This is a genomic window from Ramlibacter pallidus (assembly GCF_015070875.1).
In the GTDB taxonomy this organism is placed as follows: Bacteria; Pseudomonadota; Gammaproteobacteria; order Burkholderiales; family Burkholderiaceae_C; genus Ramlibacter; species Ramlibacter pallidus.
In genome coordinates, this window is sequence record NZ_JADDIV010000006.1 from 166,649 (window position 1) to 186,705 (window position 20,057).

General features: G+C 68.8%; 18 protein-coding genes. 10 read left to right on the top strand and 8 right to left on the bottom strand.

What is annotated here, in order from left to right:
• Positions 1-83 precede the first annotated feature (83 nt).
• The 8 genes from rffA to ompA form a co-directional block, all read right to left on the bottom strand.
• On the bottom strand, positions 84-1,208 hold the full coding sequence (gene rffA, locus IM787_RS20330) for a dTDP-4-amino-4,6-dideoxygalactose transaminase (protein WP_193678549.1): 1,125 nt from the start codon (positions 1,206-1,208) through the stop codon (positions 84-86).
• Positions 1,205-1,576, bottom strand: coding sequence for a GtrA family protein (locus IM787_RS20335; RefSeq protein WP_354004456.1), 372 nt, complete (start codon positions 1,574-1,576; stop codon positions 1,205-1,207). The genes rffA and IM787_RS20335 overlap by 4 nt, the downstream gene beginning before the upstream one ends.
• A 41-nt stretch (positions 1,577-1,617) precedes the next feature.
• Positions 1,618-2,547: a glycosyltransferase family 2 protein gene (locus IM787_RS20340; protein WP_193678551.1), complete on the bottom strand. Its 930-nt coding sequence runs from the start codon at positions 2,545-2,547 to the stop codon at positions 1,618-1,620.
• Between the two features lie 76 nt (positions 2,548-2,623).
• On the bottom strand, positions 2,624-3,325 hold the full coding sequence (locus IM787_RS20345) for a GNAT family N-acetyltransferase (RefSeq protein ID WP_193678552.1): 702 nt from the start codon (positions 3,323-3,325) through the stop codon (positions 2,624-2,626).
• Between the two features lie 57 nt (positions 3,326-3,382).
• Positions 3,383-5,158 (bottom strand): hypothetical protein, encoded by a 1,776-nt coding sequence (locus IM787_RS20350; protein ID WP_193678553.1) that lies wholly within the window; start codon positions 5,156-5,158, stop codon positions 3,383-3,385.
• A gap of 130 nt (positions 5,159-5,288) precedes the next feature.
• A complete protein-coding gene (gene gph, locus IM787_RS20355; RefSeq protein ID WP_193678554.1) occupies positions 5,289-5,960 on the bottom strand; it encodes a phosphoglycolate phosphatase in 672 nt (223 codons plus the stop codon).
• Positions 5,960-6,667, bottom strand: coding sequence for a bifunctional 2-polyprenyl-6-hydroxyphenol methylase/3-demethylubiquinol 3-O-methyltransferase UbiG (gene ubiG / locus IM787_RS20360; protein ID WP_193678555.1), 708 nt, complete (start codon positions 6,665-6,667; stop codon positions 5,960-5,962). The genes gph and ubiG overlap by 1 nt, the downstream gene beginning before the upstream one ends.
• A gap of 95 nt (positions 6,668-6,762) precedes the next feature.
• Positions 6,763-7,470, bottom strand: coding sequence for an outer membrane protein OmpA (gene ompA / locus IM787_RS20365; RefSeq protein ID WP_193678556.1), 708 nt, complete (start codon positions 7,468-7,470; stop codon positions 6,763-6,765).
• A gap of 229 nt (positions 7,471-7,699) precedes the next feature.
• Here ompA and gyrA point away from each other — a divergent pair, with 229 nt between their 5' ends.
• From gyrA to rfaD, 10 genes are all read left to right on the top strand, one after another.
• Positions 7,700-10,333 carry a DNA gyrase subunit A gene (gene gyrA, locus IM787_RS20370; protein WP_193678557.1) on the top strand — a complete coding sequence of 878 codons (2,634 nt, stop codon included), beginning with the start codon at positions 7,700-7,702 and terminating at the stop codon, positions 10,331-10,333.
• The gene (gene pheA, locus IM787_RS20375) at positions 10,333-11,415 is read left to right on the top strand and encodes a prephenate dehydratase (protein ID WP_193678558.1); all 1,083 of its coding nucleotides are present in this window, start codon (positions 10,333-10,335) and stop codon (positions 11,413-11,415) included. The genes gyrA and pheA overlap by 1 nt, the downstream gene beginning before the upstream one ends.
• A gap of 99 nt (positions 11,416-11,514) precedes the next feature.
• Complete coding sequence (locus tag IM787_RS20380; protein ID WP_193678755.1) at positions 11,515-12,387, top strand: prephenate dehydrogenase; 873 nt, start codon at positions 11,515-11,517, stop codon at positions 12,385-12,387.
• A 4-nt stretch (positions 12,388-12,391) separates the two neighbouring features.
• Positions 12,392-14,458, top strand: coding sequence for a bifunctional 3-phosphoshikimate 1-carboxyvinyltransferase/cytidylate kinase (locus IM787_RS20385; protein ID WP_193678559.1), 2,067 nt, complete (start codon positions 12,392-12,394; stop codon positions 14,456-14,458).
• 89 nt (positions 14,459-14,547) lie between these two features.
• Positions 14,548-16,236 (top strand): 30S ribosomal protein S1, encoded by a 1,689-nt coding sequence (gene rpsA / locus IM787_RS20390; RefSeq protein ID WP_193678560.1) that lies wholly within the window; start codon positions 14,548-14,550, stop codon positions 16,234-16,236.
• Between the two features lie 68 nt (positions 16,237-16,304).
• A complete protein-coding gene (locus IM787_RS20395) occupies positions 16,305-16,607 on the top strand; it encodes an integration host factor subunit beta (protein WP_193678561.1) in 303 nt (100 codons plus the stop codon).
• A 33-nt stretch (positions 16,608-16,640) separates the two neighbouring features.
• The gene (locus tag IM787_RS20400) at positions 16,641-16,931 is read left to right on the top strand and encodes a LapA family protein (RefSeq protein WP_193678562.1); all 291 of its coding nucleotides are present in this window, start codon (positions 16,641-16,643) and stop codon (positions 16,929-16,931) included.
• Positions 16,921-18,057: a lipopolysaccharide assembly protein LapB gene (lapB, locus tag IM787_RS20405; protein ID WP_193678563.1), complete on the top strand. Its 1,137-nt coding sequence runs from the start codon at positions 16,921-16,923 to the stop codon at positions 18,055-18,057. The genes IM787_RS20400 and lapB overlap by 11 nt, the downstream gene beginning before the upstream one ends.
• On the top strand, positions 18,054-18,989 hold the full coding sequence (rfaE1, locus tag IM787_RS20410; RefSeq protein WP_193678564.1) for a D-glycero-beta-D-manno-heptose-7-phosphate kinase: 936 nt from the start codon (positions 18,054-18,056) through the stop codon (positions 18,987-18,989). Before lapB ends, rfaE1 begins: the two co-directional genes overlap by 4 nt.
• Positions 18,990-19,032: 43 nt before the next feature.
• The gene (gene rfaD, locus IM787_RS20415; protein WP_193678565.1) at positions 19,033-20,031 is read left to right on the top strand and encodes an ADP-glyceromanno-heptose 6-epimerase; all 999 of its coding nucleotides are present in this window, start codon (positions 19,033-19,035) and stop codon (positions 20,029-20,031) included.
• The last annotated feature ends 26 nt before the right edge of the window (positions 20,032-20,057 follow it).

The following is a 20,057-nucleotide window of genomic DNA, read 5'->3' on the forward strand; positions in this document are numbered from 1 at the left end:
GTAGTTTAAGGCAACCGGCGGAGTTTCAAGGGCCCGGCCCGGATTCGCCGCATTGCGCCCGGGGGCAGCGGATTCGCGCCTCTTCAGAACGCCCCGGCCACCTTCCCGATCACCCCGGCCTGTTCATGCTCCAGGCCCAGCCACATCGGCAGCCGGACCAGCCTGTCCGCCATCTCTTCCGTGACAGGCAGCTTTCCGGCCGACCGGCCCACCTTCTGCCCGAGCGGCGTGCCATGCAGGGGCACGTAGTGGAAGACGCACTGGATTCCCTCGTGCCGCAGCGCCGCGATCAGCTCGGTGCGAGCCTGGAGGTCCGGCATCAGGAGGTAGTACATGTGGGCGTTGTGGGCGCAGTGGCCCGGCACCACGGGCCGGCGGACCTGCCCCGACCGCTCCGCCGCGGCGAAACCGTCGTGGTAGGTGTCCCACAGCGCGAGCCGGCGCTGCGTGATCTCCCGGGCCTGCTCCATCTGCGCCCACAGGAAAGCCGACACCAGTTCGCTGGGCAGGTACGAAGAACCCACGTCCACCCAGGTGTACTTGTCGACCTGGCCCCGGAAGAACTGGGAACGGTTGGTACCCTTCTCGCGGATGATCTCGGCCCGCTCGGCATGCCGCGGGTCGTTCACCAGCAGCGCGCCCCCCTCCCCCGAGATGATGTTCTTCGTCTCGTGGAAGGAGAGTGCCGCCATGTGGCCCATGCTGCCCAGCGGGCGGCCCTTGTACGTGGACATCAGGCCCTGCGCGGCGTCCTCGATCACCAGCAGCCGGTGCCTCTGCGCGATGTCCAGGATGGGATCCATCTCGCACGCGACGCCGGCGTAGTGCACCGGCACGATGGCGCGCGTGCGCGGGGTGATGGCCGCCTCGATCAGCCGTTCGTCGATGTTCAGCGTGTCCGGCCGGATGTCGACGAAGACGGGGACGGCGCCGCGCAACACGAAGGCATTGGCCGTGGAGACGAAGGTGAACGAGGGCATGATCACCTCGTCGCCGGGCTGCAGGTCCGCCAGCAGCGCCGCCATCTCCAGCGCCGCCGTGCAGGAGTGCGTGAGCAGCGCCCTGTGGGAGCCCACGCACTGCTCCAGCCATGCCGAGCACCGTTTGGTGAACGCCCCGTCCCCCGACAGGTGCCCGGAGGCGTGCGCCTGCGCGATGTACTCGAGCTCCTTGCCGGTCATGTACGGCTTGTTGAACGGGACTTTCATGTGGGTTGCTCCGGAGGGGGATGCGCGGCCGCGGCGGGGAAGACCCAGAACCTGTGCAGCAGGAACAGCAACACGGCGACCTGCACCATGGCTGCGGCCTGCACCGCCTGGTGCGGAAAGCCGAGGCGGTCCACGAAGACATGGAGGATGGCCAGCTGGACGAGGTAGCCCAGGGCATAGGACACGGCATACCGGGAAAAGGCCGGCGCGCCCGGCCCCCGGAAGGAGAAGGTCCACCGCTTGTTGAAGACGAACGTCTGGCACACGCCCACCGCGTAGAGGAGCGTCATCGCCAGCTTGGCGCCCATGCCGGCCGCGGTCAGCACCAGGTAGGCCGCGTAGAGCACGGCATTGGAAACCAGTCCCACGGTGGCGAATCGCGCGAACTGCCGGGGCCATCGCGCCGGCATCATTCGCGCCGCGTGCTCTCGAGCAGCGTATAGGGCGGACGCTCCATGGAGCGGAAATGCATCCGCGCCAGGTACTCGCCGAAGATGCCGAGCGCGAACAGCTGGACGCCGGAGAAGATGGCGATGATCGATGCCAGGAAGGTGAAGCCGGGCACCGAACTGCCGTGGATGATGTACCGCCCCACCACGTACATGAGGATGGCGAAGCCGACGGCGCCGAACAGCACGCCCAGGACGCTCGCGATCTGCAGCGGCAGGACGGAGAAGCCGGTGACCATGTTCACCGCATGCGTGAACAGCCGCCGCAGGCTGTATCCCGAATCGCCGACGGTGCGCTCGTCCTGCCGCACCCGCACCGCGGAGAAACGGGTGGTGCCCCACGTCAGCAGCACGTCGATGTTCACCGACGGGCTGCGGTAACCCGCGAAGGCGTCGCGCAGGTGCGTGCGGAACGCCCGGAACGCACTCACCTTGCTCGCGGATTCCACACCCATGCTCTGTTGCAGCGCGATCTTGGTCACGCGCGACGCCATGTTGCGCAAGAGCCCGTGCGCGCCCGCCTGCGGCGTGCCGTAGACGACGTCGTAGCCGTTCCCGAGTTCGGCCAGCAGGCGCGGCACTTCCTCGGGAGGGTTCTGCAGGTCGTCGTCGATCGTGACGATCAGTTCGCCACGGGCGGCCCGGATACCGCACAGCAGGGCGTTGTGCTGGCCATAGTTGCGGCCCAGGCGGATGCCGACGACGCGCGGGTCCTGCGCGGCGAGGGCCTGGATGACCTGCCAGGAGCCGTCGCCTCCTCCGTCCTCCACCAGCACCATCTCGAAGGAGGGATGGATCGGCTCGAGGACGGCCACGACGCGCCGATGCAGTTCCCGCAGCAGCTCCTGCGAACGGAATACCGGCACCACGATGGACAACGTCACAGACATGAAGGATTCTCTCCGTGCTGCCGATGCCGGCCCCACCTCCTGCTCGAGCATACCGCAAGGCCGGCCGGGATCCCGCTCACAGCCAGGCGTGGTGGACGTGCTCGACCGCTTCGACCGTGAATCCGCATTTCTCGTAGAGGCTGCACGCGGGCGTGTTGTCCTGCTGCGTCACCACCTGGAGGTTGGCCAAGCCCCATGCGTGCGCCCGCGCCACGGCCGCGTCCACCAGCGCGGTGCCCACGCCACGGCCGCGGGAGGCGCGGTCCACGCCCAGGAGCGAGATGTCGGCGCGTCCCTTCTTCATGCCGAGGGCCAGGAATCCGTCCGCGTCCTTCCCCGCCTCGCCGAACACGAGCACCTCCCGCGCGAGTTCGCCCGCAAGCGAACGGTCCAGCCACGCCGCATACATCCGCTCGAAGCTGCCCGCCGGCATGCGCGGGTCGACCCGGAAGCGTGAGTACTGGCCGCTTTGCAGCGCCAGGGAGAGGAGATGGTCGGAAGGGGTCGTCGTCGCGGTCACCGCCGGGTGCGCCTGCCGCTGGCCGGATGCAGCGACGTAGGTGACTTTCCGATCCATGAGGAGCACACCGGCCGCCGCGAGCGCGTCGGCAGGGGCTTCGGGCGGGACCACCCAGTACACCAGGCGCAGCCCGCGCGCGGCGGCCTCCGCCAGGATGCGGGCGATGCCGTCTGCCGAGGTGTCTCGGGAATCGCAGCGGCCCACGCCGAAGCCGAAGAAGGCGCTGTCCCAAGCCAGCGTGACCAGTTCGTCGTCCATGCAGGACGGATTCTGCCGGAGCGGTCCGGCGCCCGCGCCTGCAGGGAACACGAACCGTCAGCGGCCGCCGGCAGGCGCCGGCGCTTGCCGGGCCTGCCGGCAAGCCGCCTCGGCATCCGCGCGCAGGGGCTTCATCAGTACCTGCAGCCGGGGATCGGCGTAGCCGCCGGCTCCCCGCGCGGTGTGCCAGGAGCCCGCCGGGCTGTAGTCACGCTCCACCGAAAGGCCCGATGCCTGCAACACCGCCCCCGAGAGGCGGCGCGGCCCGCCGGGTTCGGCCAGCAACCATGCGCGGCCGATCTCTTCGCACGGGACATGCCGCAGTGACGCCGCCGCCAAGGGCCCGCTTCCGGGATAGCCGCCGATCATCCAGGCCTGGCCGATGTTCCTTGCACCCAGCGCGTACAGGATGCCCGGCGACTGCCCGCTCAGGTCGATCACGGGCGTGCCGGGCTGGAAGCCGGCGAGCCCCGCTGCCTTCCGGACGCTTTCCAGGTAGGCCGCGTAGTCGTCCGACAGCAGGAGGTTCGACGACGGGGAGCCGAACTGCACCGCCATCCGGTTGTGGCGCAGGGGTTCCGGCTGCCGATAAGGATCCTGCATGGCATCGAACATGACCGCCGCGGTGACCAGCTGCGTCGCCAGCGCCAGCGGCAGCAGCGCCAGCCCCCCTCCAGGCGCCAGCGCCGGCAACAGCAGGACCAGGCCGGCGGCAACCCAGAACACCCCCGCCGCACCGGCGGCCTGCCAGTAATTGCCGTTCGTGCCGAAGGCATAGACGTGCGGCAGGATCGCCAGCAGCAGCGCGAGCGCCAGTTCGGCCCGGCGTGGCCGTGCGAGATGGGCCGGAGCGAGCACCACGGCCACCACGGCTGCCAGCGGAACCGCCAACAGCAGGAGGTCCTTGTAGGGGCCCAGGGCCGCGCCCCGGACCGGGACGTCGAGCGACAGGACAAGGGTGCCGCCCGCAAGCAGCCCGCAGACGACCGCCCCGACGGCCCACGCGCGCGCACCTCCCTGCAGGCACAAGGCGCCGAAGGAGGCGCCCAGCGCCAGCACGACGAGCGCGACCCTCTCGGCAGCCGGCAGGCTGAAGCCGTCCCAGCGCAGCACGTCGCCGGCGGAGTAACCGCCCTGCATGTAGCCGAGATACTCCACCCCGGTGGAGAGCCTGGCGGCGAAGCGCTGCACCGAGCCGTCGATGGCGAAAGCGGTGGCGAGCAGCAGGCCGGCCGCGACTGCGCCGGCCAGTGCGAGGAGCCGCAGGTTCATCTTGCCGGCCGCGGCGACATAGAGCGGTGCCACGACGGCCAATGCCGCTGCGCTGCTGGGCTTGCCCGAGAACGCCAGCCAGCCGCCGGCCGCCACCAGCAGCCAGCCCAGCAGGCTCTGGCGAGAGGGTTCCCGCTCCGTCAGCACGAGCCCAGCCGCCGCGACCAGCAGCCCTTGCTGCGCGAGGCTGTTGTAGCTGGGCGTGGGCAGCCAGGTGTCGGCGATGAGGAAGCCGGCGCAGGCAACGGAACCTGCCAGGACGGCGCGCACGGAAGCGGGCATGCCCGGTCCGTGCTTGCGCAGCAGGACCCACACCAGCATCGAAGACAGCCCGAAGCTCACCAGGAGGTTCGCCTGGCGCAAGGCGGCGACGTCCCCGCCCAGCAAGCTGAACAACGGGTGGTAGAAGAAGCCGAAGAGGTAGACCGACCACTCGTACAGGAAAGGGTTCGCTATCCACACGAGGTAGAAGCTCTCGTCGGTGAAGTCGACGCCGTAACGGCTGTAGCGAAGCAGCCAGGCGCAGATGCTGAGGGTGCAAAGGACACCCGCAGCCAGCAACGCGAGATCCCGCCGGGGGAGCGGCGCGCGCGAGGGAGCTCCGGGTTGCATCGCGCTCGGATGGAAGTCCTGGACCGGGCGCGCCGTCGGAGCTCCGCCCTCGCGGGGCTCGGTCACATGCAGAAGCCTCTCAGGCAACCTGCGTCAGCCTGAGCAGTTGCAGCAGCGCCAGCGGGGAGGCGATCTGTGTATCGGCACCCCACTCCTTGACGTCCAGGGCCCCGAGATACCCATACGTCGCCGCCACGGTGCCCATCCCGGCCGCCCGGCCGGCCTGCACGTCGCGCGCGTCGTCCCCGACATAGACGCATTCGATCGGCCGCACGCCCACCTGCCGGGCGGCTTCGAGCAAGGGCGCGGGATGCGGCTTCGGGTGCGGCGTCGAGTCACCGCCCACCACGGCGCGCGCCGTGGAGAACAGCGGCATCGCCTTGGTCAGCGGCGCGGTGAAGCGCATGGACTTGTTGGTCACCACGCCCCATTGCACGCCGTGTTCCGCCAGGGCGGCGATGAGCTGCTGCACGCCGTCGAACACATAGGTCCGCTGGGTCATGCAGCTCTCGTAGTTGCGGAAGAACTCCTCGCGCAGGGCGGCGAACTCGGGGTGGTCCGGCGTCATGCCGAAGGCCACGCCCAGCATGCCGCGCGCGCCGGCGCCCGCCATCGGCCGGTACTTCTCGAACGGCAGGCTGGGCAGCCCGCGGTCGGTGCGCATCTTGTCGGCGGCGGCGCCCAGGTCGGGCGCGCTGTCGATGAGGGTGCCGTCCAGGTCGAAGAGGACGGCTTTGACGTCGGCGAACATCAGGCTTTCCGCGTGGCGGCCAGGTAGTTGACGCTCGTGTCGGCGGAGAGCCAGTAGCGCCGGGTGACCGGGTTGTATTCCATCCCCTGCGTCTGCAGGACGTCCAGGCGGGCGGCGCGGCACCAGCCGGCCAGTTCGCTGGGCTTGATGAACTTCAGGTATTCGTGCGTGCCCCGCGGCAGGAGGTTGAGCACGTACTCCGCGCCGACGATGGCGAAGAGGAAGGACTTCGGGTTGCGGTTGATCGTGGAGAAGAAGACCCAGCCGCCCGGCTTGACCAGGCGCGCGCAGGCATCCACCACCGAGGCGCGGTCCGGCACGTGCTCCAGCATCTCCATGCAGGTGACGACGTCGAAGCTTTCCGGCTGCTCCCGGGCCAGCGCCTCGGCGCTGCTCTCGCGGTATTCCACGTTGGGCGTCCCCGCCTCCAGCGCATGCAGCTGCGCCACCCGCAGGGCTTTCTGCGCCAGGTCGATGCCCAGCACGCTCGCGCCCCGCCGGGCCATGCTGTCGGCCAGGATGCCGCCGCCGCAGCCGACGTCCACCACGCGCTTGCCGGCCAGGCCCGCCAGGCTGTCGATCCAGTTCAACCGCAGCGGATTGATATGGTGCAGCGGCCCGAACTCGCTGTCAGGGTCCCACCAGCGGTGGGCCTGCTCGGAGAACTTGGCAAGTTCCGCGGGGTCGGCGTTGACGGTCTCGTTCATGGCTGGGCCAGATTGTCGGCGCTCTCGCCGGTGTGCAAATGAAAAAAGGCCCCGCCGGGCGGGGCCTTTCGTGCACGATTTCTCGTGGCTGTGGATCAGCGGCTGGAGCGCGTGCCGACCACTTCGATTTCCACGCGGCGGTTCTTCGCGCGGCCTTCGGAGGTGCGGTTGTCGGCGACGGGCTGCTTCTCGCCCTTGCCTTCGGTGTACACGCGGTTGCGCTCGATGCCCTTGGAGACCAGGTAGGCCTTCACGGCTTCGGCGCGGCGCACGGACAGGCGCTGGTTGTAGGCGTCGGTGCCCACGCTGTCGGTGTGGCCGACGGCGATGATCACTTCGAGGTTGATGCCCTGGATCTTGGAGACCAGGTCGTCCAGCTTCGCGCGGCCTTCGGGCTTGAGGACGGCCTTGTCGAAGTCGAAGAAGGCATCGGCGGCGTAGGTCACCTTGCTGGCGGCCGCTTGCGGGGCGGGCGCCGGGGCCGGGGCCGGGGCGGGTGCCGGGCGGACGGCGGGTGCCGGGGCGGCGGCCGGGGCCGGGGCAGCGGCAGCGCGAACAAGGGCGCCATCGCAGCCGACGGCGGCGGTGGCCGGCGTCCAGTTGGCATCACGCCAGCAGAGTTCGTTGGTGCCGTTGCGCCACACGTACTCGCCGGTGCCGTTCTGCCAGTTGTCGACGACGGTGCCACCGTTGGCGGCCACGACGCGGCCCGGGGAGGCGACGCCGGTGGGGGACATGGTGCCGCAGCCGGCGAGCAGCGCAGTCGAGGCAAACATCAGCGCCACTTTGTTCAGTTTCTTCATGGTTCTCCTCTTGGGGAAAAGTTCCGCAGCTGCGCTGCGCCAAAACTACGTCCTTAGTGACCAATTCACCAGTTACGTCCGGGGCATTGTGCCATAGGCACTTACACAATCAACGGATGTGCCGGAGGAGGTTCGTAGGACGAAACCGCAATTCCGCCTTCCGTTGCTCTGTCGCGACATGGCGACAAAAACGTAAAATCAGCGGTTTCGCGCCTCGCAGACGGACCCCATGACTTCCTTCGCCAAAGAAACCCTGCCGGTCAGCCTCGAGGAGGAGATGCGGCGCAGCTACCTCGATTACGCCATGAGCGTGATCGTGGGGCGCGCGCTGCCGGACGCGCGCGACGGCCTCAAGCCCGTCCACCGCCGCGTGCTGTTCGCGATGCACGAGCTCAACAACGACTGGAACCGGCCGTACAAGAAGTCGGCCCGTATCGTCGGCGACGTCATCGGCAAGTATCACCCGCACGGCGACCAGTCGGTGTACGACACCATCGTGCGGCTGGCGCAGGACTTCTCCATGCGCCACATGCTGGTCGACGGCCAGGGCAACTTCGGCTCGGTCGACGGCGACAACGCCGCGGCGATGCGCTACACCGAGATCCGCCTGGCCAAGATCGCCCACGAGATGCTGGCGGACATCGACAAGGAAACCGTCGATTTCGGGCCCAACTACGACGGCAGCGAGAAGGAACCGCTGGTCCTGCCGTCCAAGCTGCCCAACCTGCTGGTCAACGGCTCGGGCGGCATCGCGGTGGGCATGGCCACCAACATCCCGCCGCACAACCTGAACGAGGTGGTCGACGCCTGCCTGCACCTGCTGAAGAACCCGGAAGCGACCATCGACGAGCTGATGGAGATCGTGCCGGCGCCCGACTTCCCCACCGCCGGCATCATCTACGGCATCTCGGGCGTGAAGGAAGGCTACCGCACCGGGCGCGGCCGCGTCGTGATGCGCGCCAAGTGCCACTTCGAGGACATCGACCGCGGCCAGCGCACGGCGATCATCGTCGACGAGCTGCCCTACCAGGTGAACAAGAAGACCCTGCAGGAGCGGATGGCCGAGCTCGTGCACGAGAAGAAGATCGAAGGCATCAGCCACATCCAGGACGAGAGCGACAAGTCCGGCATGCGCCTGGTGATCGAGCTCAAGCGCGGCGAGGTGCCCGAGGTCGTGCTGAACAACCTGTACAAGCAGACGCAGTTGCAGGACACCTTCGGCATCAACATGGTCGCCCTGATCGACGGCCAGCCGAAGCTGTGCAACCTGAAGGACCTGATCCAGGTCTTCCTGCAGCACCGCCGCGAGGTCGTCACGCGCAGGACGGTGTTCAACCTGCGCAAGGCCCGCGAGCGCGGCCACGTGCTGGAAGGCCTGGCCGTGGCGCTGGCCAACATCGACGAGTTCATCCGCATCATCCGCGAGTCGCCCACCCCGCCGGTCGCCAAGACCGAGCTGATGGCGCGCGGCTGGGATTCGAGCCTGGTGCGCGAGATGCTCACGCGGGCCAAGGAGGACGGCAGCGTCATCAACGCCGACGACTACCGGCCGGAGGGCCTGGAGCGCCAGTACGGCCTGCATGCCGACGGCCTCTATCGCCTGTCGGACACCCAGGCCGGCGAGATCCTGCAGATGCGCCTGCAGCGCCTGACGGGCCTGGAGCAGGACAAGATCGTCGCCGAGTACCGCGACGTGATGGCCGAGATCGACGACCTGCTGGACATCCTGGCGCGGCCCGCCCGCGTGTCGACCATCATCACAGAGGAACTCACCGCGCTGCGCACCGAGTTCGGCCAGACCAAGCTGGGCGCGCGCCGCTCCACCATCGAGCACAACGCGCAGGACCTCGCCACCGAGGACCTGATCACGCCCACCGACATGGTGGTGACGCTCTCGCACCTGGGCTACATCAAGAGCCAGCCGCTGTCCGAATACCGCGCCCAGAAGCGGGGCGGCCGCGGCAAGCAGGCCACCCAGACCAAGGAAGACGACTGGATCGACCAGCTCTTCATCGCCAACACGCACGACTACCTGCTGTGCTTCTCCAACCGCGGCCGCCTCTACTGGCTGAAGGTGTGGGAGGTGCCGGCCGGCTCCCGCGGCTCCCGCGGCCGCCCGATCGTCAACATGTTCCCGCTGGCCGAAGGCGAGAAGATCAGCGTGGTGCTGCCGCTGACGGGCGAGTTCCGCAGCTTCCCCGCCGACCACTACGTCTTCATGGCGACGTCGATGGGCACCGTGAAGAAGACGGCGCTCGACGAGTTCAACAACCCGCGCAAGGGCGGCATCATCGCCGCCAACCTCGACGACGGCGACTTCCTGATCGGCGCGGCCCTCACCGACGGCAAGCACGACGTGATGCTGTTCTCCGACGGCGGCAAGGCCGTGCGCTTCCACGAGGAGGACGTGCGCCCGCTCGGCCGCGTCTCGCGCGGCGTGCGCGGGATGGCGCTGGATGCCGGCCAGAGCGTCATCGCGATGCTGGTGGCCGAGGACGAGACGCAGAGCGTGCTGACCGCCACCGAGAACGGCTACGGCAAGCGCACGCCCATCGGCGAGTACACGCGCCATGGCCGCGGCACCAAGGGGATGATCGCGATCCAGCAGAGCGAGCGCAACGGCAAGGTCGTCGCCGCCACGCTGGTGCACGCGGACGACGAGATCATGCTGATCACCGACCGCGGCGTGCTGGTGCGCACCCGCGTCAGCGAGATCCGCGAACTGGGCCGCGCGACGCAGGGCGTGACGCTGATCGGCCTGGACGAAGGCTCGAAGTTGAGCGGACTGCAGCGCATCGTGGAGAATGACGCCGGCGCAGCCGAGGGTGAAGACACCGCCGGCAGCGAGACGCCCTCCACCTGATGCCCAAGACCCTCTCCGAACTCCGCGCCGGCATCGACCAGGTCGACCGCGAACTGCTGGCGCTGCTCAACCGCCGCGCCGCCCTCGCCAACGAAGTCGGCGAGATCAAGCGCGCCGAGGGCTCGCCCGTGTTCCGGCCGGAACGCGAGGCCCAGGTCATCAACGGCCTGCAGTCGGCCAACCCCGGCCCGCTGAAGGACCGCAACGTCGCCCACATCTGGCGCGAGATCATGTCGGCCTGCCGCGCGCTGGAGGCGCCGCAGCGCGTGGCCTACCTCGGCCCGGCCGGCACCTTCAGCGAGGCGGCCGCCCTGCAGTTCTTCGGCAGCAGCATCGAGCACGTGCCCTGCGTCAGCATCGACGAGGTCTTTCGGGCTACGGCCGCGGGGACCGCCGAGTACGGCGTGGTGCCGGTCGAGAACTCCACCGAAGGCGTCGTCGCGCGTTCGCTGGACCTGTTCCTGGGCTCGCCGCTGCACATCGTGGGCGAGACCAGCCTGCTGGTGCGCCACAACCTGCTGCGGCAGTCGAATTCGCTGGAGGGCGTCCAGGCCGTGCTGGCCCACCCCCAGGCGCTGGCCCAGTGCCAGGGCTGGCTCAACAACCACCTGCCCGACGTCGAGCGGCGTGCCGTTTCGTCCAACGCGGAAGGCGCCCGGCTGGCGGCCGGCAACCCGGCCTGGGCCGGCATCGCCAGCGACCGTGCCGCCACCGAGTTCGGCCTGCACATCGCCGCGCATGCGATCCAGGACGACGCCTTCAACCGCACCCGCTTCGCCGTGGTGTGCCTGCCGCAGACCCTGGCGGCGCCCGAGGCTTCCGGCAAGGACTGCGTCAGCCTGATCGTCTCGGTGCCCAACCGCCCCGGCGCGGTGCACGACATCCTCGTGCCGCTGAAGCACCACGGCGTTTCCATGACGCGCTTCGAGTCGCGCCCTGCGCGATCGGGCCAGTGGGAATACTATTTCTACATCGACCTGCAGGGCCATCCCTCGCAGCCGCACGTGGCGGCGGCGCTCAAGGACCTGCAGTCCCTCTGTGCTTTCTACAAGGTGCTCGGCACCTATCCCCTCGGCGAATGAAATGTTGACCCCCACGCTTGCCGACTTCGTCTTCGGCGCTGCCCCCCAAGGGGGCCTTCCCGCCTTGGGGCGGCCCGGCGGCGGTCACTGATGGCTGCGATGTTCGAGCAACTGGGATTGATCGGGTGCGGCCTGATGGGCGGCTCGTTCGCCCTGGCCATGAAGCGCGCCGGCCTCGTGAAGCGGGTGGTGGGGTACTCCAAGTCGCCATCGACGACCGAGCGCGCGCGCCAGATGGGCGTGATCGACGTCGAGGCGCCGTCCGCGCTGCTGGCCGTGTCGGGCGCCGACCTGGTGCTGCTGGCGGTGCCGGTCTCGGCCTCGGAAGCCACCTTCAAGGCGATCCGCCACCTCATCACCAGCAACATGCTGGTGATGGACGTGGGTTCGACCAAGCGCGACGTCGTCGACGCGGCGCGCAAGGTGCTGCGCGACAACGTGGGCTGCTTCGTGCCGGCGCACCCGATCGCCGGCAAGGAGGTCTCGGGCGTGGAACACGCCGACGCCGACCTCTATACGGGCAAGCAGGTCATCCTGACGCCGATCGAGAAGACCCAGGTCGGCCACCTGAAGAAGGCGACCGACCTGTGGGAGGCGATCGGCTGCCACGTGCAGCAGATGGCGCCCGAGGCGCACGACGCGGCCTTCGCGGCCGTCAGCCACCTGCCCCACCTGCTGGCCTTCGCGCTGGTGCATGCCATCAACAACCAGCCCCAGGGCAAGGAGTTCCTGGGCCTCGCGGGGCCCGGCTTCCGCGACTCGACGCGCATCGCCGCCAGCGACCCCAAGATGTGGCGCGACGTGCTGCTGGCCAACCGGCACGAGCTGGTGGAGCAGGCCAAGATGTTCTCGCGCAGCCTGCACAACATGCTGATCGCGGCCGAGCAGGGCGACGGCGAGAAGCTTGAGGCCATGATCACCCTGGCCAGCGAGAGCCGCGCGCACTGGCGCATGGGCCAGAAGCCGAAGTAGGCCCGTGTTCTCCACCGACTTCCTGGACCTCGCGCCGCTCGAGGAGGCTGGGGGCACGGTCGTCCTCCCCGGCTCCAAGAGCATCTCCAACCGCGTGCTGCTGCTGGCGGCGCTGAGCGGCGGCACGACGGTCGTCCACGACCTGCTGGATTCCGACGACACGCGGGTGATGCTCGACGCCTTGCGGGCGCTGGGGTGCTCGGTCGAGGAACAGGGCGGGTCGATCGCGATCACCGGCATGGCTCCTCCCCCTTCTGGGGGGAGGCTGGGAGGGGGGCGCTCCGACGTCGACGGGGGGCGCCCCCACCCCAACCCTCCCCCGGAGGGGGAGGGAGCAAGGAAACTTTTCCTCGGCAACGCCGGCACCGCCATGCGGCCCCTCACAGCCGCCCTCGCCCTTCTCGGCGGCACCTACGAGCTCTCCGGCGTGCCCCGCATGCACGAGCGGCCCATCGGCGACCTGGTCGATGCGCTGCGCCAGCTCGGTTGCCGGATCGACTACCTCGGCAACGAGGGCTTTCCGCCGCTGAGGATCCACCCAGCGACGGCATTGCAACTGGACGCACCCATCGCGGTCCGCGGCGACGTCTCCAGCCAGTTCCTGACCGCGCTCCTGATGGCGCTGCCCCTGGTGGCCAGCCGCGACGTCGTGATCGAGGTCGTCGGCGAGCTGATCTCCAGGCCCTACATCGAGATCACGCTCAACATGCTGCAGCGCTTCGGCATCGCCGTGCGGCGCGAAGGCTGGCAGCGCTTCACGATCCCCGCGGGCAGCCGCTACCGGTCGCCCGGCGAGATCCACGTCGAGGCCGACGCCTCCTCGGCCAGCTACTTCGTGGCGCTGGGCGCCATCGCCGGCGTGCGGCAGCCGGTGCGCATCGAGGGCGTCGGTGCCGGTTCGATCCAGGGCGACATCCGCTTCGTCGAGGCGGCGCGCCAGATGGGCGCCGACGTGGCCAGCGGCCCCAACTGGCTCGAAGTGCGCCGGGGCGCCTGGCCGCTGAAGGCCGTCGACCTGGACTGCAACCACATCCCCGACGCCGCGATGACCCTGGCCGTCATGGCGCTCTACGCCGACGGCCCGACCACGCTGCGCAACATCGCGAGCTGGCGCGTGAAGGAAACCGACCGCCTGGCCGCGATGGCCACCGAGCTGCGCAAGCTGGGGGCGGACGTCGAGGAAGGCGCCGACTTCCTGCGCGTGCGTCCGCCACGGGCGTGGTCGGCGGCCCGCATCCATACCTACGACGACCACCGCATGGCGATGTGCTTCGCGCTGGCCGCCTTCAATCCGGCCGGCGCCCACCTGCGCATCGAAGACCCGAAGTGCGTGGGCAAGACCTTCCCGGATTACTTCGAGGCGCTGTTCTCGGTGGTCCAGACCTCCCGGCCGCACATTCCCGTGATCTGCGTGGACGGCCCCACCGCGTCCGGCAAGGGCACGCTGGCCTCCGAGGTCGCCCGCCGGCTGGGCTACCACTACCTGGACTCCGGGGCGCTCTACCGGATCACCGGCCTGGCCGCCACCCGTGCCGGGCTCGTGCTGGACGAAGCGCACGAGCACTCGATCGCGAAGCTGGCCGGGTCGCTGGACATCGTCTTCTCGACGGCGGGCCGGGTGCTGCTGTCCGGCCAGGACGTGACGGACGCCATCCGCACCGAAGAAGCCGGGATGAACGCCTCCCGCGTCTCCGCCCTGCCCGCCGTGCGCACGGCTCTGGTGGCCCTGCAGCAGGGCTTCCGCCGCCTGCCCGGGCTGGTGGCCGACGGCCGCGACATGGGCACGGTGATCTTCCCGGACGCCCAGCTCAAGGTGTACCTGACGGCCAGCGCCGCCCAGCGTGCCGAGCGCAGGCATAAGCAATTGATTTCAAAAGGGATTTCGGCTACACTCGCCGCTCTCCGCGCGGACCTGGAAGCGCGCGACCACCGCGATTCGTCGCGGGCCGTCGCACCGCTCAAGCCCGCCGAAGATGCCCTGCTGCTGGATAACTCGGGCCAGACCGTCGAAGAGTCGGTCGCCCAGGTGCTCCGGTGGTGGGAGGAGAAGCAACCTTTCTCCACGAAGTAGAAGGCCCCCGCCGCTCCCTCCGCGCAGCAGCGCACCGGTGACGGGGATCATCAACCCCAACCCCCGCGGATGCGAATCCGCAAACCTCAATGTCTGAATCCTTTGCCGCCCTGTTCGAGGAATCGCTGCAACGCGCCGAAATGCGCGCGGGCGAAGTCATCACCGCCGAAGTCGTGCGCGTGGAACACAACCACGTCGTCGTCAACGCCGGCCTGAAGTCGGAAGCCTACATTCCGATCGACGAATTCAAGAACGACCAGGGCGAAGTCGAAGTGCAAGCCGGGGACTTCGTCTCCGTTGCCATCGACGCCATCGAAAACGGCTACGGCGACACCATCCTGTCGCGCGACAAGGCCAAGCGCCTCGCCTCCTGGATGTCCCTGGAGAAGGCGCTCGAATCCGGCGAGTTCGTCACCGGCACCACCACCGGCAAGGTCAAGGGCGGCCTCACCGTCCTCGTGAACGGCATCCGTGCCTTCCTGCCCGGCTCGCTGATCGACACGCGTCCCATCAAGGACCTGTCGCCCTACGAGAACAAGACCCTCGAGTTCAAGGTCATCAAGCTCGATCGCAAGCGCAACAACGTGGTGCTGTCGCGCCGCGCCGTCGTCGAGGCGTCGATGGGCGAAGAGCGCGCCAAGCTGATGGAAACCCTGAAGGAAGGCTCCATCGTCCGCGGCGTCGTCAAGAACATCACCGAGTACGGCGCGTTCGTCGACCTCGGCGGCATCGACGGCCTGCTGCACATCACCGACATGGCCTGGCGCCGCGTCCGCCACCCGTCCGAGGTGGTCACCGCCGGCCAGGAAATCACCGCCAAGATCCTCAAGTTCGACACGGAGAAGAACCGCGTCTCGCTGGGTCTCAAGCAGATGGGCGACGATCCGTGGATGGGCGTGTCCCGCCGCTACCCGAACGGCACCCGCATGTTCGGCAAGATCACCAACATCGCCGACTACGGCGCGTTCGTGGAACTCGAACCCGGCATCGAAGGCCTGGTGCACGTCTCCGAAATGGACTGGACCAACAAGAACGTGGCCCCGTCCAAGGTCGTCTCCCTGGGCGACGAAGTCGAAGTCATGGTCCTCGAGATCGACGAAGACAAGCGCCGCATCAGCCTGGGCATGAAGCAGTGCAAGGCCAACCCGTGGCAGGAATTCGCGCAGAACACCAAGCGCGGCGACCGCGTGAAGGGCCCGATCAAGTCGATCACCGACTTCGGCGTGTTCGTCGGCCTGGCCGCCGGCATCGACGGCCTGGTGCACCTGTCCGACCTGTCCTGGAGCGAAGCCGGCGAAGCCGCCGTGCGCAACTACAAGAAGGGCCAGGAAGTCGAGGCGATCGTGCTCGGCGTCGACGTCGACCGCGAGCGCATCTCCCTGGGCATCAAGCAGCTCGATGGCGACCCGTTCTCCACCTTCACCTCGGTGCACGACAAGGGCTCCACGGTGACGGGCAAGGTCAAGACGGTCGACCCGAAGGGCGCCGAGATCGACCTGGGCCAGGACATCCTGGGCTACCTGCGTGCCTCCGAGATCAGCCGCGACCGCGTGGAAGACGCGCGCAACGTGCTGAAGGAAGGCGACGAAGTCACGGCCGTGGTCGTGAACATCGACCGCAAGACGCGCAACATCCAGCTGTCCATCAAGCAGAAGGACATGATCGACGAGCAGGGCGCCATGGCGAACCTGAGCCAGCAGTCCTCGCGCGAGAACGCAGGCACGACCAGCCTGGGCGCGCTGCTGCGCGCCAAGCTGAACGACTCGGAGTCCAAGTAACCTTGCGGGACAGATCACGCGCGCGGCGCTGCCGCGGGCGTGCTCTGTCCCCAACTTGCCGAGACGCCATGACCCGAAGCGACCTCGTAGAAGAACTGGCCGCCCGCTTCAGCCAGCTCACCCACCGCGACGCGGAATACGCCGTCAAGACCATTCTTGACGCGATGAGCGACGCCCTGGTGCGCGGGCACCGCATCGAGATCCGCGGCTTCGGCAGTTTCTCGATCAACCGGCGCCCGCCCCGCATGGGGCGCAACCCGCGGTCCGGCGAGAGCGTGGCCATTCCCGAGAAGCGCGTCCCTCACTTCAAGCCGGGCAAGGCCCTGCGCGAGGCGGTGGACCAGCGGACCAAGGAAATGGAAGCGGGGTGACCCCGTAGAATCCGGCGACGAGCGAGGAGCCGAATGAAATATCTTGCATGGCTGCTCAAGGCAGCCATTTTTTTTAGCCTGTTCGCCTTTGCGCTGAACAACCAGCAGGACGTGGCGGTCCACTTCTTCTTCGGCACCACCTGGACGGCGCCGCTGGTGCTGGTGGTGTTCGCGGCCTTCGCCGTGGGGCTGGTGCTGGGCGCGCTGGCCATGGTGCCCCGCTGGTGGCGGCACCGCCGCGCCATGGGCGCGCGGCCGACGCCCTCGATGCTCGCCGAGAACAGCACCCTGATCGGCGGCACCCCGCCCCAGAATGGACTTTGACCTCACCTGGCTGCTGTGGGGCCTGCCCATCGCCTTCGGGCTGGGCTGGTTCGCGTCCCGGCTCGACCTCCGCCAGCTGCGCATCGAGAACCGGCTGGCGCCCAAGGCCTACTTCCGCGGCCTGAACTTCCTGCTGAACGAGCAGCAGGACCAGGCCATCGATGCCTTCATCGAGGCGGTGCAGAACGACCCGGACACGACCGAGCTGCACTTCGCGCTGGGCAACCTGTTCCGCCGCCGCGGCGAGTACGAGCGTGCCGTGCGCGTGCACGAGCATCTGCTGTCCCGCGCCGACCTGAGCCGGGCCGACCGGCACCGCGCGCAGCATGCGCTGGCCCTCGACTTCCTCAAGGCGGGCCTGCTCGATCGCGCCGAAGAGGCGCTGCGCAAGCTGGAGGGCACCGCCTTCGAGGAACAGGCGCTGCTGGCGCTGCTGGCGATCTACGAGCGCTCCCGTGACTGGGTGCAAGCCTGCGAGATCGCGCGCAAGCTCGACTCCGGCGCCGCCGCGGGGCAGTTCGCCGGCCGGCAGGCGCACTACCTGTGCGAACAGGCCGCCGGCGCGCCCCCGGAACGCGCCGAGGAGCTGCTGCACAAGGCACTGAAGATCGCGCCGCAGACCGCCCGCCCGCGCATGGAACTCGCGGCGCTGCGCCGCCGGGCCGGCGATCCGCGTGGCGCGCTCGAACTGCTGCTGGAGCTGGCCGAGGCCTCCCCCGCGGCCGTCCCGCTGCTCGCCAAGCCGCTGACCGATGCGGCGGTCGCGTGCGGCCGCCAAGCCGACGCCATGCAGGTGCTGCAGGCCAGCTACGAGCAGCGCCCGTCGCTCGACGTGCTGGACGGCATCACGACGCTGGAGAACGACGCGGACGCCGCCCGCGGCTGGTACGTGCGGCACCTGCAGCGCGAACCGTCCCTGGTCGCCGCGGCCAAGTGGATCGCCGGCGAGAAGCTGGAGCACGAGCAGTTCCACCCCGACGTGCAGCGCGCCCTGGACCACGCGGTGAAGCCCCTCACCCGCTACCGCTGCGCCGCCTGCGGCTTCGAGGCCAAGCAGCACTTCTGGCAATGCCCCGGCTGCCAGGCCTGGGACTCGTACCCCGCCCGGCGCGTGGAAGAACTATGAACCCGAGCAAGCAACAACTCGCGAAGGCGCGCGTGCTGGTGGTCGGCGACGCGATGCTGGACCGCTACTGGCACGGCGCCGTCGAACGCATCTCGCCCGAGGCGCCGGTCCCCGTCGTGAAGGTCACGCGCGAGGAAGAACGCATCGGCGCCGCCGCCAACGTGGCCTACAACGTCAGCACCCTCGGCGCACAGGCCAGCTTCCTCGGCGTGGTCGGCGACGACGAGCCGGGCCACCGGCTGGAGACGCTGCTGAAGGAGACCGGAATCCGCACGCTGCTCAAGCGCGACCCGGGCCTGCGCACCACCGTCAAGCTGCGCGTCATCGGGCGCCAGCAGCAGTTGCTGCGCATGGATTTCGAGAACGAGCCGGACCACGAGGTGCTGGCGATGCAGAACGAAGCCTTTGCGCAGCTCCTGCCGCAGCAGGATGCGATCCTGTTCTCCGACTACGGCAAGGGCGGCCTCGCCCACATCCCTGCGATGATCGCCCAGGCGCGCGCCGCCGGGAAGCCGGTGCTGGTCGACCCCAAGGGGTCGGACTACACGCGCTATCGCGGCGCCACGGTGATCACGCCGAACCGGGCCGAACTGCAGGACGTCGTCGGCCGCTGGAACGGCGAGGACGACCTGCGCCGGCGCGCGCAGGAACTGCGCGCCTCCCTCGGCCTGCAGGGCCTGCTGGTCACCCGCAGCGAGGAAGGCATGACGCTGTTCGACGCCGCCGGCGAGCTGCACGTGCAGGCGCAGGCCCGGGAGGTGTTCGACGTCACGGGCGCGGGCGACACGGTGATCGCCACGCTCGCGGCGATGGTCGCCGCCGGCCTCGACCTGCGCGAGGCGCTGCCGATCGCCAACCGGGCGGGCGGCATCGTGGTCGGCAAGTTCGGCACCGCCACCGTTTCCTACGAGGAGTTGTTTGCGCAGCCATGACTTGCCTGCAGCAAGTTAGTCTGCACTGAACCTAAAGGTACGCATGACTCGCATTGTCGTCACCGGCGCCGCCGGCTTCATCGGTTCCAACATCATCAAGGGCCTCAACGCCCGCGGCATCATCAACATCATTGCCGTCGACGACCTGACCCAGGGCGACAAGTTCGTGAACCTGCGGGACCTGGAGATCGACGACTACCTCGACGCCGACGAGTTCTACTCGGTCTTCGCCGAAGGCGGCTTCGGCAAGGTCGAAGCCGTGTTCCACGAGGGCGCCTGCAGCGACACGATGGAGCAGGACGGCAAGTACATGATGGACAACAACTACGGCGTGTCCTGCTCGCTGTTCGAAAGCTGCCAGGAACGCGGCACGCGGCTGCTGTACGCGTCGTCGGCGGCGGTGTACGGCGGCTCGGACACGTTCAAGGAGACCCCGCAATACGAGCTGCCGCTGAACGTCTACGGCTACAGCAAGCTGCTGTTCGACCAGCGCATGCGCCGGGCCTGCGGCCGCGACTTCAAGCGCACCAAGCGCCAGGTGGCGGGCTTCCGCTACTTCAACGTCTACGGCCCGCGCGAACAGCACAAGGGCCGCATGGCGAGCGTCGCCTTCCACCAGTTCCACCAGTTCCGCGAGCAGGGCAAGGTCAAGCTGTTCGGCGAATACGGCGGCTACGGCCCCGGCGAGCAGTCGCGCGACTTCGTCTTCATCGACGACGTCGTGGCGGTCAATCTCTGGTTCTTCGACCACCCGGAGAAGTCCGGCATCTTCAACCTGGGCACCGGCCGCGCGCAGCCCTTCAACGACGTCGCGCTCGCCGTGGTCAACGCGCTGCATCCCGGCGGCGTGCAGGACGCACCGACGGCCGTCGACCTCGGACTGCTGGAATATGTTCCCTTCCCCGACGCCCTGCGCGGCAAGTACCAGTGCTACACGCAGGCCGACCTGACGGCCCTGCGGGCGGCCGGCTGCGAGCACGAGTTCGCGGATGTGGCCACCGGCGTGGCCCGCTACATGGCCACCCTGTCATCCGCCGCCTGAGCACGGCCGTTAGGGCCTGACCACAA

What these genes read in the sequence shown, in the direction of transcription:
- rffA (WP_193678549.1), bottom strand. Translation starts at nt 1,208, where the DNA reads ATGAAAGTCCCGTTCAACAAGCCGTACATGACCGGCAAGGAGCTCGAG.
- IM787_RS20340 (WP_193678551.1), bottom strand. Translation starts at nt 2,547, where the DNA reads ATGTCTGTGACGTTGTCCATCGTGGTGCCGGTATTCCGTTCGCAGGAG.
- IM787_RS20345 (WP_193678552.1), bottom strand. Translation starts at nt 3,325, where the DNA reads ATGGACGACGAACTGGTCACGCTGGCTTGGGACAGCGCCTTCTTCGGC.
- gph (WP_193678554.1), bottom strand. Translation starts at nt 5,960, where the DNA reads ATGTTCGCCGACGTCAAAGCCGTCCTCTTCGACCTGGACGGCACCCTC.
- ubiG (WP_193678555.1), bottom strand. Translation starts at nt 6,667, where the DNA reads ATGAACGAGACCGTCAACGCCGACCCCGCGGAACTTGCCAAGTTCTCC.
- ompA (WP_193678556.1), bottom strand. Translation starts at nt 7,470, where the DNA reads ATGAAGAAACTGAACAAAGTGGCGCTGATGTTTGCCTCGACTGCGCTG.
- gyrA (WP_193678557.1), top strand. Translation starts at nt 7,700, where the DNA reads ATGACTTCCTTCGCCAAAGAAACCCTGCCGGTCAGCCTCGAGGAGGAG.
- pheA (WP_193678558.1), top strand. Translation starts at nt 10,333, where the DNA reads ATGCCCAAGACCCTCTCCGAACTCCGCGCCGGCATCGACCAGGTCGAC.
- IM787_RS20380 (WP_193678755.1), top strand. Translation starts at nt 11,515, where the DNA reads ATGTTCGAGCAACTGGGATTGATCGGGTGCGGCCTGATGGGCGGCTCG.
- rpsA (WP_193678560.1), top strand. Translation starts at nt 14,548, where the DNA reads ATGTCTGAATCCTTTGCCGCCCTGTTCGAGGAATCGCTGCAACGCGCC.
- IM787_RS20395 (WP_193678561.1), top strand. Translation starts at nt 16,305, where the DNA reads ATGACCCGAAGCGACCTCGTAGAAGAACTGGCCGCCCGCTTCAGCCAG.
- IM787_RS20400 (WP_193678562.1), top strand. Translation starts at nt 16,641, where the DNA reads ATGAAATATCTTGCATGGCTGCTCAAGGCAGCCATTTTTTTTAGCCTG.
- lapB (WP_193678563.1), top strand. Translation starts at nt 16,921, where the DNA reads ATGGACTTTGACCTCACCTGGCTGCTGTGGGGCCTGCCCATCGCCTTC.
- rfaE1 (WP_193678564.1), top strand. Translation starts at nt 18,054, where the DNA reads ATGAACCCGAGCAAGCAACAACTCGCGAAGGCGCGCGTGCTGGTGGTC.
- rfaD (WP_193678565.1), top strand. Translation starts at nt 19,033, where the DNA reads ATGACTCGCATTGTCGTCACCGGCGCCGCCGGCTTCATCGGTTCCAAC.